The 13,874-nt window shown below is 41.1% G+C and carries 9 protein-coding genes; 8 read left to right on the plus strand and 1 reads right to left on the minus strand.

What is annotated here, in order from left to right; all coding sequences use genetic code 11:
• Nucleotides 1-650: 650 nt before the first annotated feature.
• Nucleotides 651-1,943 (minus strand): cytidylate kinase family protein, encoded by a 1,293-nt coding sequence (locus O6P32_RS01005; RefSeq protein WP_269876350.1) that lies wholly within the window; start codon nucleotides 1,941-1,943, stop codon nucleotides 651-653.
• A gap of 125 nt (nucleotides 1,944-2,068) precedes the next feature.
• Between O6P32_RS01005 and O6P32_RS01010 the strand changes: the two genes are divergently transcribed.
• The 8 genes from O6P32_RS01010 (at nucleotide 2,069) to O6P32_RS01045 (ending at nucleotide 13,622) form a co-directional block, all read left to right on the plus strand.
• Nucleotides 2,069-2,932, plus strand: a complete 864-nt coding sequence (locus tag O6P32_RS01010; protein ID WP_269876351.1) for a helix-turn-helix domain-containing protein — start codon at nucleotides 2,069-2,071, stop codon at nucleotides 2,930-2,932.
• Nucleotides 2,933-3,142: 210 nt separating this feature from the next.
• Complete coding sequence (gene pheT / locus O6P32_RS01015; protein WP_269876352.1) at nucleotides 3,143-5,605, plus strand: phenylalanine--tRNA ligase subunit beta; 2,463 nt, start codon at nucleotides 3,143-3,145, stop codon at nucleotides 5,603-5,605.
• 14 nt (nucleotides 5,606-5,619) lie between these two features.
• Entirely contained in the window at nucleotides 5,620-5,859 is a 240-nt protein-coding gene (locus O6P32_RS01020) for a hypothetical protein (protein ID WP_269876353.1), read from the plus strand.
• 25 nt (nucleotides 5,860-5,884) lie between these two features.
• Entirely contained in the window at nucleotides 5,885-6,616 is a 732-nt protein-coding gene (locus tag O6P32_RS01025) for a YebC/PmpR family DNA-binding transcriptional regulator (protein ID WP_178266450.1), read from the plus strand.
• Between the two features lie 114 nt (nucleotides 6,617-6,730).
• Nucleotides 6,731-6,976, plus strand: a complete 246-nt coding sequence (locus tag O6P32_RS01030; protein WP_178266449.1) for a TIGR03905 family TSCPD domain-containing protein — start codon at nucleotides 6,731-6,733, stop codon at nucleotides 6,974-6,976.
• A 143-nt stretch (nucleotides 6,977-7,119) separates the two neighbouring features.
• Entirely contained in the window at nucleotides 7,120-7,410 is a 291-nt protein-coding gene (locus tag O6P32_RS01035) for a hypothetical protein (protein ID WP_269876354.1), read from the plus strand.
• 66 nt (nucleotides 7,411-7,476) lie between these two features.
• Nucleotides 7,477-10,716 (plus strand): UvrD-helicase domain-containing protein, encoded by a 3,240-nt coding sequence (locus O6P32_RS01040; protein ID WP_269876355.1) that lies wholly within the window; start codon nucleotides 7,477-7,479, stop codon nucleotides 10,714-10,716.
• Between the two features lie 32 nt (nucleotides 10,717-10,748).
• The gene (locus O6P32_RS01045) at nucleotides 10,749-13,622 is read left to right on the plus strand and encodes a PD-(D/E)XK nuclease family protein (RefSeq protein WP_269876356.1); all 2,874 of its coding nucleotides are present in this window, start codon (nucleotides 10,749-10,751) and stop codon (nucleotides 13,620-13,622) included.
• The last annotated feature ends 252 nt before the right edge of the window (nucleotides 13,623-13,874 follow it).

A 13,874-nucleotide genomic window follows, 5' to 3' on the forward strand; every position in this document is an offset into this window, starting at 1 on the left:
AATTCTTTATTTAATTGTCATAATTCGCCGGTTTCAACATTTGGGCTAACTCGTATTTTGAAAAGAAAGGGTGGGTTTGATGGAAATAATTGGCTTCAAAGGCTGGTAAAACAACTTTATTTTATGCTTTACAGCATGAAAAAGGACGCTATATATCCCTCTTTTTTACCTCGTCACATCGCCTTCCGATACAAGTATCGATGCCCGATGCGACTTGTATCGTAGGCTTACGCTACTAGTCGCGTTTGCTTTCGGTACTAATCATGTAAAAAAGAGGACTTAAAACACGAATTCATAGAGATTTTAATCTGTAAAAAGACGTTTTCGGATGAAAAATCACCTCTTTTTAAAAGTGTGAAAATGTATCAAGAATATCTTTAAAATGGATATATAGAAATATTATACTACAATATCAAATAGAAAAGACTGCTATTTTAGCAAAATCTCTTTCTTTTTGGATATTCCCTAAGCTTGAAAAAGCCTTGTTTTTTGAGCATTGCTGTATTCCGATACAAATAAAGCGGTTTTTACAGGGGGTAAATTGACATTTTGATTATATATAATCTGCTGTATCCAAACTTAAAGTAAAATATGAAGTAATATCATTTTGATAAAAAACTTCTTATGGATATTGTAATAGTTTTGAGAAATCATTTGTTCATATCGCGGTAAATTTCGCCAATCAGTCTGCAGGCAGTTTCAAGTTTAATGCTTCCTGTATTGAGCATTAAGTTGTAATGGTGCGGATCGCCCCATTTCTTGCCTGTGTAATATTCATAATGATGGATGCGGTTGCGATTGATCCGATGAATTGCTTCTTCTGCCTGTTCTCGGGCAATACCATATTGGGTGACACAGCGGCTAAGTGCGCTTTGGAAATCTGAATAACAGAATATTTTTATAATGTTCGGATAGTCCTTCAATACGAAATCAGCACATCTGCCAATAATAATACAAGATTCCTTTGCGGCTAGTTTCTGTACTATGCGACTTTCTGCCAAAAATAGTACATCATCAGCGGAAAGGCTATCTTCCAATGGACGTTCGCTGTTTTTTGAGAGAATACATTTCAACCAAAAAGAAGGAATCGATTGTTCGTTTTTTATGATATATTGCTCGTCTATACCACTTTCCTTTGCTGCCATATTGATAAATTCTTTGTCGTATAGATGTATACCAAGCTCTTTGGACAGCATTTCGCCCAATAAATGTCCTCCACTTCCGAATTCTCGGGCAATGGTGATGACAATATTTTTGCCGGATCGTGATGTCTGTTCTATTTGCTGAGTAGGATAAGTTATCCATCGATCGAATATATGATAATATGGACTTATAAAATGTACGATAGGACCAACGGCCAATGCTGCGACAACTGTACCTTCCCGCACACCATGTATTCCAGACATAAAGAGGAGTGATAGGATACAAGCTGTCAGAAGCAAGGTTACATCCAGTCCTAGCTTCACATATCCAAATTCTTTATGAAACCGACGAGTAATGACATTTACAAGATATTCTCCAGCCATCATAGCTACATTGGCTTTTACTTCCAAAGCTATTCCGATGGCTAAAATTATACAGCCAACTATAAGTCCGATTATTTGAGTGATATAGGTTGACGGATTAAGCCAGGAGAGCATAAACATGGAAAAATCAATAAACAATCCAAAGCAACATGCTATGGGAATCTGAAGTAGATACATTTTCCAGTCGGATTTCAAATCCTTGCGTGTCATAAAAAAAAGCTCAAGTATGACAAATAACAGATTTAGCAGAATGGTCCATATTCCCATAGTGAAAGGAGTAAACATACTCAGAACATAAGTAACACTGGTGATGGGAGATGTTCCTAAAAATGCCTTGGTGATAAAGGCAATACCAAATGCATTGATAAAAAGCGAGATAATAAAAAGCAGATAACGTCTGATAGTGTATTTGTTCATAAGCTATTCTTTTGAATTAAGTTGATGCAAAGTTCAAGTTATTTTTCATTTTGAGTTTGGAAAAAGATAACCTATGTTAGTCAAAAACGAAACAAAAATATATTTTTGTATATAAAATTGAGCTTATGGATATCCTATTTACAGAAATTGCAGATTCTTTGGGTTTGAAATGTACAGATTCATGTTATCGGCATGTTAAAGGCTCCTTTATGGATTTTGGTGATATCGTAATGGAGAAAGGTTTCTTTTTTTTACTCGTCACAAACGGAACAGCTTCTGTTTCTGATATCTATCATCGTTATACACTTTCTGCTAATGATTTATTAGTTCTGACGCCAAGTGTTCGAGGGGTTTTATCCAAAAGAAGCACAGACTTTTTCTGCTCTTGCCTTTATATTGTCCCTGACTACTTTGATACTTTGTCTGCCGGACAATTGTTATACAATCAAGTATCACTGTATATTGGCAATTATCAGCTTCCTATATTTTCACTTGATGCGGAAAGAGTCAAATACTTGAGTCAGGTGATGTCTTTGCTTTCTCCACAACTGGAAATTATGCATTTATACCAAGACGGTAGTCTTCGCCACCTGTTCTGTTTTCTGCTTCTGCAAATAGCAGATACATTGTATAAAAAGAACCGTGATACATCTGGTTATGTGAAACGCTCTAGTGAGATTTTCCGGAATTTTAAAAAGTTGCTGGTACATCATTATCGTGATTATCATACCATTTCTTTTTATGCGGATAAATTAAATGTCTCGACAACCTATTTGTCAAGAGTCGTCAAGCGAATAACAGGTCATACAGTTTGTTTTCATATATCAGAATTACTTTGTGCCGATGCACGTAAAATGTTGGAGTGTACCGATATGGATGTACAGGAAATAGCTGATGTGTTAGGCTTCTCTGACCAATCTGTTTTTGGTAAATTTTTTCTTCGAAAAACGGGAATGTCACCAATGAATTTCCGAAAGCGAAAAGAATAAATGTCACTGGCTTTAAGATTATATCCTCTCTGAAGTTTGTAATGCCCGATAAAGGACATTGTATAAGGTACAAATATAGCAGAAGAATCAAAAAAACGATAATGCTTTCATTATACAGTAGAAGCAAATAATTTTCGCCTTTCTCTTTTATCCCAAATATTTATATTAAATTTGCGCAACATTCTGCGAACTATAAAAAATGATATATATATGAATATCTCTTATAACTGGCTGAAAGAGTATGTAGATTTTAATTTGACACCTGATGAAGTGGCAGCCGCACTGACCTCCATCGGACTGGAGACAGGTGGAGTAGAAGAAGTTCAATCAATAAAAGGAGGATTGGAAGGCCTCGTAATAGGTGAGGTCCTGACTTGCGAACCGCATCCTAATTCCGACCATATGCATATTACTACTGTAAATCTGGGTCAGGGAGAACCTGTACAGATTGTGTGTGGTGCAGCCAATGTAGCTGCCGGACAGAAAGTAGTAGTAGCTACGCTGGGAACAAAGCTCTACGATGGCGATGAATGTTTTACCATTAAAAAATCAAAGCTTCGCGGAGTAGAATCGAACGGTATGATTTGTGCTGAAGATGAAATTGGTATTGGTACAAGTCACGAAGGTATCATTGTGTTACCGAACGACGTGGTTCCCGGTACTTTGGCAAAAGACTATTATAACATCAAGAGCGACTATGTACTGGAAGTAGACATCACTCCCAACCGTGCAGATGCTTGTTCTCACTATGGTGTAGCTCGCGACCTTTATGCATGGTTGATTCAGAATGGTCATCAGGCTACTTTGAAACGTCCGTCTGTAGAAGCTTTCAAGGTAGATAACCATGACATGGATATTGATGTAGTAGTGGAAAATGCAGAAGCATGTCCGCGCTATGCAGGTGTATCCATCAAGAACGTAACCGTAAAGGAAAGTCCTGAATGGTTGCAGAACAAACTCCGTCTTATCGGTGTACGTCCTATCAACAACATTGTGGATATTACCAACTATATCCTTCATGCTTACGGACAGCCTATGCACTGCTTCGATGCCGACAAGATTAAAGGCGGCAAGATTGTAGTGAAGACTTGTGCAGAAGGTACCAAGTTTGTGACTTTAGACGAAGTAGAGCGTACACTTTCGGAACGCGACCTGATGATTTGCAATACCGAAGAGCCGATGTGTATTGCCGGTGTATTTGGTGGACTGGATTCCGGTACTACAGAAACAACCAAGGATGTATTCCTTGAAAGTGCTTATTTCCATCCTACTTGGGTGCGTAAGACTGCGCGTCGTCATGGATTGAGTACTGACTCGTCTTTCCGTTTCGAACGTGGTGTAGATCCGAACGGTACTATTTATGCATTAAAAGAGGCTGCTTTGCTGGTGAAAGAACTTGCCGGAGGAGAAATCGCTTCGGAAATCAAGGATGTATATCCGACTCCGATTGCTGACTTTAAGGTAGATTTGGAATATGCTTACATCAACTCTCTGATTGGTAAGGAAATTCCGAAGGAAACTGTAAAAAGCATCGTAACCAGCCTGGAGATGAAGATTGCGGAAGAAACAGAAACAGGTTTGTCTCTGCTTGTTCCTCCTTATCGTGTGGATGTACAGCGCCCGTGCGATGTGGTAGAAGATATTCTCCGTATTTACGGTTATAATAATGTAGAGATTCCTACTTCTGTAAAATCGAGTCTGAGCGTAAAAGGCGATGTAGACAAGTCGGTAAAACTTCAGAATCTGGTGTCAGAACAGTTGGTAGGTTGTGGTTTCAATGAAATTCTGAACAACTCTCTTACTGCTGCTGCTTATTATGAAGGACTGGAAACTTACAAGCCGGAAAATCTGGTTCGTCTGATGAACCCGTTGAGCAACGACTTGAATGTAATGCGTGCCACACTGCTCTTTGGTGGTTTGGAAAGCATCCAGCACAATGCCAACCGTAAGAATGCCGACCTGAAGTTCTTTGAATTCGGTAACTGCTATCACTTCAATGCAGAGAAGAAAAATCCTGAAAAGATTCTGGCTGCTTACTCAGAAGAGTTGCATTTAGGCTTGTGGATGACCGGTAAACGTGTAAGCAATTCATGGGCACATGCCGATGAAAACATGTCTGTGTATGAACTGAAGGCTCATGTGCTGAATATCTTCCGTCGTTTGGGTGTAAACTTCGGAGGACTGGTATTTGGAAACTTGACTGATGATATTTATTCAGTAGCTATTTCAGTACATACCCGTGGCGGTAAGTTGCTGGCTACTTTCGGTATAGTTTGCAAGAAGATTCAGAAGGCATTCGATATTGATAACGAAGTCTATTATGCCGATTTGAACTGGAAGGAACTGATGAAAGCTATCAAGGGCAATACGGTTTCTTTCCGCGAAATATCGAAGTTCCCGGCTGTAAAACGCGACCTCGCTCTGCTGATAGACAAAGGTGTACAGTTTGCCGAAATCGAAAAGATTGCTTACGAAACAGATAAGAAATTATTGAAGAGCGTAGAATTGTTCGATGTATACGAAGGCAAGAATCTGGAAGCGGGCAAGAAGAGTTATGCTGTAAGCTTTATGCTTCAGGATGAGAATGCAACCTTGAATGATAAGCAGATTGACAAGGTAATGCAGAAACTTATTGCCAACTTGCAGAATAAGCTGGGAGCTGTTTTGCGATAAAAAAGAAAAACTTTATGCATACCGAAATCAAACCGGACTATCACATCAAGGAGAAAAGGAAATATACAGCTGCTTTTGTACTGTTCTTTCTTCTGACAATACAGGCGGGCAGAGTGTTGTATAATTTTTCTGCCAATGAAACCTGGAAGAATATTCTGGCAATAGCCGGTGGATTAGTATGCGTAACTATCGCTTGTCTGGCTTTCTTTAAATGTAGAAAGCTGGAAAAGAATAAAGACAAGAAAATTCATTAAAAAATAAACTAAAATATACTATCCAATGGGAAGAGCATTTGAATATAGAAAAGCTACAAAGCTGAAAAGATGGGGTCACATGGCTAAGACCTTTACACGTCTGGGTAAACAAATCGCTATTGCAGTAAAAGCTGGCGGTCCGGAACCGGAAAACAACCCGACATTGCGTTCGGTAATCGCTACTTGTAAGCGTGAAAACATGCCGAAGGATAATATCGAACGTGCTATCAAAAACGCAATGGGTAAAGACCAGAGCGACTACAAAGGTATGACATACGAAGGATATGGTCCTCATGGAGTAGCCGTATTTGTAGATACTTTGACAGACAATACTACACGTACTGTAGCAGACGTTCGTTCTGTATTTAATAAATTTGGTGGTAACTTGGGTACTACAGGATCATTGGCATTCTTGTTCGACCATAAATGTGTATTTACCTTTAAGAAGAAGGATGGCATGGATATGGAAGAACTGATTCTCGACCTGATTGACTATAATGTCGAAGATGAGTTTGATGAAGATCCGGAAGAAGGAACAATTACTATCTATGGTGATCCTAAGAGTTATGCTGCTATTCAGAAACATTTGGAAGAATGCGGATTTGAAGATGTAGGTGGTGACTTTACATATATACCAAACGATTTGAAAGAAGTAACTCCGGAACAGCGTGAAACTATCGACAAGATGATTGAACGTCTGGAAGAGTTCGATGACGTACAGACTGTATATACAAATATGAAACCGGAAGAAGAATAATTCTTCCGTGTCTGAACGATAATAAGACAAAGAAGGAACTGTATCAGGACAAGTGACTTGTTGCTTTTGTTTTGCTACAGTTCCTTTTATTTTATACTCTTTATTTTGATTGATATGAAAATTAATTATACTACACAAGGTACATGCAGTAAACTGATCGAAGTAGAAGTAGAGAATGGTATAGTGCAGGAGGTACATTTCATTGGAGGATGTAATGGCAATCTGCAAGGCATCAGTGCTTTGGTAAAAGGAATGCCGGTAGAAGCAGTGATCAGTCGCCTGGAGGGAATCCGTTGCGGAGGTCGCCCTACTTCGTGTCCTGATCAGCTTTGTAAAGCATTGCACATGCTCGAAAAGTAATATTCTTTTGGGCTATATACAGGTTTTGATAAGCCCCGAAGAAGTATAGCTGTGATTACAGGCCAAGATATTTTAACGACTGTAGTTTGGAGTGCCTTTATTTATTGCTTATCTTTAAGAAATAACCTTACACTCTTTTTACAATGGGAACCTTAGGCTGTATCAATGATATGCTTCGTCGGGACAAAGAAAACCGTGAACTCCGTAAGGTAAGCAAGGAGCGCTTGCATGCCACACACCAACGTCTGCTGTCGGTAAAAGAAGCCTCGCCTTTACCTGATATCACTTCCGAAGATTTATCGGAAATTATACATCAGACTCAAATCCGGGAGTCTGCAGAAAGGAAGCATTTCTTCCGTTTTACATTGACTTTTCTCGGCGTTATTTTACTGGTCATACTACTTCTTGCTGCACTTATTCTGCTAATTGTTTGAAGGGAAGTCTGTATATATTCCCGAAGGTTTCTTATCTTTGTGTTCAGCTAATTTACACAGAAAGATATGGAGCAAGATCCCCGATTATTAGTTTATAAGGCCTCGGCAGGTTCTGGAAAGACCTTTACGCTGGCTATACAATTCATTATCCAACTTATACAAGATCCTCACGCGTATCGCAAAATATTGGCCGTAACCTTTACCAACAAAGCTACTACGGAAATGAAAGACCGTATTTTAAGTCAGCTGTATGGTATTGCTACAAAAGACAAAGGTTCGGATAATTATTTGCAGGAAATCGTTCGCCGTACTTCGAAGACTGAAGCTGAAGTGAGACAGGCGGCAGATGAAGCCTTGCATTATATTATTCACGATTATAGTCGCTTCCGTATCGAAACCATCGACTCTTTTTTCCAGTCGGTTATGCATAATCTGGCTCGCGAACTGGAGTTGGGTGCCAATCTTTCGGTAGAACTGAATAATGCGGAAGTGCTGAGTGATGCGGTAGATACCCTTATCGAAAAGTTGGATCGCCGTTCACCGGTATTGTATTGGCTGTTGGAGTATATTGAAGAGCGAATAGCCGATGACAAGCGCTGGAATGTGTCGGGAGAAATCAAGAACTTTGGTCGAAACATCTTCGATGAAGAATACCTGGAGAAAGGAAAAGGACTCCGTAAAAAATTGGCTGATCCTCAGTTCATTCCTCATTATCGCAAGCAGTTGCAGGACCTTCGCGAAGAGGCATTAGAACAGATGAAAGGATTCAGCGAACAGTTCATTGGTTTGCTGGAAGCAAACGGCCTGAGTCCGGCCGATCTGAAGAATGGTTCGAGAGGGATAGGAAGTTACTTTAACAAGCTTTCGAACGGATATCTGGCGAATGATATTCGCAATGCTACGGTAGAAAAATGTCTTGAAAGTGAGGATAACTGGACAACCAAAACATCTTCTTATCGGGATACTATCCGTTCACTTGCTGCGAATGAACTGATTCCCTTATTGGGGGAAGCGGAAAAGTTCCGTGTACGAAACAATCTGATAGTCAATTCCTGTGATCTTTCGCTCCGCCATCTCAATAATCTTCGTCTGCTGGCTCATATCGACGATGAAGTACGCTTGCAGAATCAGGAACACAATCGTTTTTTGCTCTCGGATACCAACAATCTGTTGCATAGCCTGATTCGGGAAGGAGATGCTTCGTTTGTATACGAAAAAATAGGAACCACTATCGATACGGTGATGATTGATGAGTTTCAGGATACTTCACGTATGCAATGGGAAAACTTCCGTCTGCTTTTACAGGAAAGTTTGTCGAAGAAGGAGGGGAGTTTGATTGTGGGCGATATCAAACAGAGTATTTATCGTTGGCGAAGCGGTGACTGGCGTATCTTGGCGAATTTGGATAAAGACCCGGCTTTTCGTACCCAGGAATGTACACTTGCTACCAATTGGCGTAGCGAAGCCAACATCATCCGTTTTAATAATGAATTATTTACAGCAGCCTGCCAGGTGCTGAACGACCGCTATGAAGAAGAATCGGGAGAGCCTTGTACCCAACTGATGAATGCGTATAGCGATGTCTGCCAGCAAACTGCCAAGAAGACCGAAGAAGGATACATCAAAATCAGTTTTCTGGCTGATAGCAAGGAGCATCCTTATACAGACCGTATGTTGGAAGAACTGGCCCGTGAAGTGGACACATTGGTAGGACAAGGGGTGCAAGTAAACGATATTGCCATTCTGGTGCGAAAGAACAAAGCTATTCCAGCTGTAGCCGATTATTTTGATAAATATACTCCGTATCGTATTGTATCCGACGAAGCCTTTCGTCTGGATGCCTCACTTGCTGTATGCATGATGATTGATGCCTTGCGCTATCTCGTTACTCCCGACGACCGTATTGCTCAAGCGCGTCTGGCGGTATCCTATCAGCAGGAAGTATTGCATAAATCAGTCGACCTGAATACTGTCCTACTTAACCGGATTGAAGATTATCTTCCGGCAGGATTTATGTTGCAAATCGCTGTGTTACGACTTATGCCTCTTTACGAACTGCTGGAGAAACTCTTCCTCCTTTTTAATTTGCAAGAGATAAAAAATCAGGGAGCTTATCTCTGTGCTTTCTACGATGCGGTAACCGATTATCTGCAGAACAATTCATCTGAACTGACAGCATTTATTGCGCATTGGGATGAAAAATTGCATGAGAAGACCATTCCTTCCGGAGAAATTGACGGTATCCGTATTCTTTCTATCCACAAATCAAAGGGATTGGAATATCATACGGTACTGATTCCATTCTGTGACTGGAAGATGGAGAACGAAACCAACAATCATCTTATCTGGTGTTCGGTAGCCGGTACAGGTGATGAAACCGATCTTCCTCCCTTCAACGAACTCGATCTTGTTCCGGTAAACTATTCGGCAAATATGGCAGAATCCATTTACCGGAACAGTTACCGGGAAGAACGTTTGCAGCTTTGGGTAGACAACCTGAATCTGCTTTACGTAGCATTTACACGTGCCTGTAAAAATCTTATCATCTGGGGAAAAGCCAATCAGCGTGGAACGGTATCCGGACTTCTTTCCGAAGCATTGCCTCAGGTATCGCTTTTTTCCTCTTCTGCTACATCTGCCAGAGAAGAAGAGAACGATTCTTCCATAGAAGGAGAGGAAATCTACGAATATGGTACACTCTGTCTGTCGGATACTTCGAAGAAAAAGACTACGTCTACCAACCGCCTAACTACCGAAGCCGAAGCCCTTCCTGTCACCATCGAATCTTTGGAAACAGAAGTGGAGTTCAAACAATCCAACCGTTCAGCCGATTTCATACGAGGCGATGAAGAAGAAGACAAGGAAAGCCGTTACATTCGTCAGGGACAATTGTTGCATCACCTTTTTGCTTCCATCGGGCAGGAGAGTGATCTTCCCCAAGCCATTGAACGACTTCGTTTCGAAGGCATTATCGAATCGGCAGAACAGGAAGAGCAAATCCGTAAGTTGGCTGCATGGGCTTTGCATAATCCGCGCGTCAAAGAGTGGTATAACGGTGAATGGAGACTATACAACGAATGTGCTATCATCTATACTGATGCTGACGGAAAGGTACAGACCCGACGTCCCGACCGTGTCATGATGAAGAAAGACAAGGTTGTAGTCGTTGATTTTAAGTTTGGTAAGAAAAAAGATATTTACAATCGTCAGGTGCGCGAATATATGGACTTGCTTATTTCTATGGGATATACCCATGTGGAAGGCTATTTATGGTATGTATTTGCCAACGAACTGGAAGCCATCTGATAAAGAAAAGTATAAAAAGAAACGGAATGCGTATGGAAACTTTTTTACAGCAAGTAGCACACGATTTATATCAGAAGACCGGTGGTGATTTTACAGATGTAGCCGTGGTCTTTCCCAATAAGCGTGCCGGATTGTTCTTTGACGAATATCTGGCCAAGGAAGCCGACCGTCCTCTTTGGTCGCCTTCTTATGTCAGCATCAGCGAACTTTTCCGCCAGTCGTCCGACTGGACCGTGGGTGATCCGGTAAAGCTGGTATGTGATTTATATAAAATCTTCCGAGAGGTGACGGGTAGCAAGGAAACGCTGGACGAATTTTATTTCTGGGGAGAAATGCTGATTGGCGATTTCGATGATGCCGACAAGAACCTGGTGGACACGAAAGCCCTGTTCAGTAACCTGAAAGACCTGAATGCTTTGATGGATGATTACGATTTTCTTGAAGAAGGACAGAAAGAAGCCATCAGTCAGTTCTTCAAGAATTTCTCTATCAATCAGGTAACGGAGCTTAAACAACGCTTTATTTCCCTTTGGGATGTATTGGGCGATATCTATATACAATACAGGACATTGTTGGCCAGTCAGAAATTGGCATACGAAGGAATGCTTTATCGCCGTGTAATCGATGAATTGAACATCGAACTGCTTCCTTACAAGAAATATGTATTTGTCGGATTCAATGTATTGAACAAAGTAGAGCACCGTCTGTTCGAAAAGTTGAATGCTGCAGGAAAAGCTTGGTTCTACTGGGATTACGATGTATTCTATTTGAATAAAACTCCGCATGAAGCAGGAGAATTTATCCGTCGCAATCTTCGTGATTTTCCTTCAGAGTTGCCGGCTTCCTTCTTCGACCATCTGAATCATCCTAAAGAGGTAACCTTCATCGAGTCGCCTACAGAGAATGGCCAGGTACGTTATCTGCCTCAGTGGATTCGGGAAAATCTTACCGAACAGGAAAAAGAAACCGCCGTAGTATTGTGCAACGAAGCCTTGTTGCAGCCTGTGCTGCATGCTTTGCCAGACAATATTCGTCACATCAACATTACGATGGGATTTCCTTTGTCGCAGACTCCGGCATATAGTTTCATCAATTCGCTGATGGAGCTTCATGTGGCAGGATACAATGCAACCAATGGCAGATACCGCTTTGCCGAAGTTCTCAGTCTGTTGCGTCATTCGTATACCCGGCAATTGTCTGCTATGGCAGAGGAACTTGAAAAGACTTTAGTTCACGACAACCGTTTTTATCCACTTCCTTCGGAGCTGAAGAAAGATGCAGTACTGGAACTGCTGTTCGAACCTCAGACAACCAACTTAGGTTTGTGTACACTCTTGGGAGAGGCTTTGAAGCAAGTAGCGGCATTATACAACAAGCAGGGAAGTGGGGCAGGAGCGGCCTTCGATCAGTTGTATCGCGAATCATTGTTCAAAGCTTACACGTTGGTCAATCGCTTCCATACCTTAGTAGAAAGTGGTGAACTAACCGTTCAACTTCCTACACTAAAACGTTTGCTTACTCGTGTATTGGCTACGGCTAGCATTCCTTTTCATGGCGAACCGGCTATCGGTATGCAGGTAATGGGGGTATTGGAAACCCGTAACCTCGATTTTCGTCATCTGGTATTGCTTTCTGTCAACGAAGGACAGCTTCCAAAATCAGGAGGCGATTCGTCTTTCATTCCCTACAACTTAAGAAAAGCCTTTGGTATGACTACCATCGAACACAAGATTGCGGTTTATGCTTACTATTTCTATCGTATGATACAGCGTGCCGAAAAAGTAACCATGATGTATAATACTGCTACCGATGGCATTAACCGCGGAGAATTGTCGCGTTTCATGCTCCAGTTCCTTATCGAGTGGGAGTATACCGTAAAACGTGCCCATCTGGAAGCAGCACAGTCGCCTCAAGGTTCTCAGCCTATTGTGGTAGAAAAGACGCCGGAAGTCATGAAACGTATGCAGAGCTTGTTCGATGTTCGGGTCAATCCCAAGGCCGTACTTTCTCCTTCTGCTTTGAATTACTATTTGGATTGTCCGCTAAAGTTTTATTATCGTGCCGTAGCCAAACTCTCTTTGCCTGATGAAGTAACCGGTGAAATCGATTCAGCTACGTTTGGGACCATTTTCCACGATGCGGCAGAGCATATTTACAAAGATTTGACTACGCACGGAAAGGTGATAAACAAAGATGCTATCGAGGCTCTGCTGAAAGATGAAATCCGTGTGCAGAATTATGTAGATGATGCGTTTAAGCGCCTTTTCTTCCATGTAAAACCCGATGAAAAGCCAGAATACAACGGAGTACAGCTCATTAATTCTGCCGTTATCGTAAAATACATTCGCCAGTTGTTGCGAAACGACCTGCGCCATGCTCCGTTTACTTTTGTAGCATCGGAATATCCGGTCTTCGAGCCTACCGAAATACAGACTCCAAAAGGAATAATTCGTTCGCGTATTGGAGGAATTATCGACCGTATGGATGCGAAAGATAATGTCTTACGTATTGTGGATTACAAGACAGGAGGAGATGCAGATATTCCTGCCAATGTGGAGTCACTTTTTATACCCGACAAGAAACGTTCTAACTACATCTTCCAAACCTTTCTTTATGCTTCACTCATTTGTAAGCAGTTGCGTGAAAAGAACGATTCCCGTAAGGTGGCGCCGGCTCTGCTCTATATACACCGTGCTGCTTCTGCCGATTATTCTCCGATAGTACGTATGGGAGAACCGCGTAAGAGCAAAGAAGAAGTAACCGACTTTGCACAACATGAAGAAGAATTCAGAGGAAGATTAAAAGAACTGTTGGAAGAAATCTTCCATCCGGATATTCCTTTCCGCCAGACCGAAATACCGGAAAAATGTTTGTATTGTGATTATAAGGATTTGTGTAAGAAGTAACTTCTACCAATCATTTTACATGTTATAAGGTGTGCGATTACACTTTATAATATGTAAGATGATATTTTTCCTCTTTTGAATTTGTCTTTCTTTTTATAACTCTTTTATTTTTTTCGTGGGACTTTTTATATATGGTATATGTACTAAAAAACGCGACTATTCACGTGAGCTAACGTGACTAATCGCGTTGGCTTACGTGAATAGTCGCGTTAGCTATCGATACAAGTCGCGTAAACCGATGGTACAAGTAAC

Source organism: Phocaeicola acetigenes, assembly GCF_027529745.1.
Taxonomy (GTDB): domain Bacteria; phylum Bacteroidota; class Bacteroidia; order Bacteroidales; family Bacteroidaceae; genus Phocaeicola; species Phocaeicola acetigenes.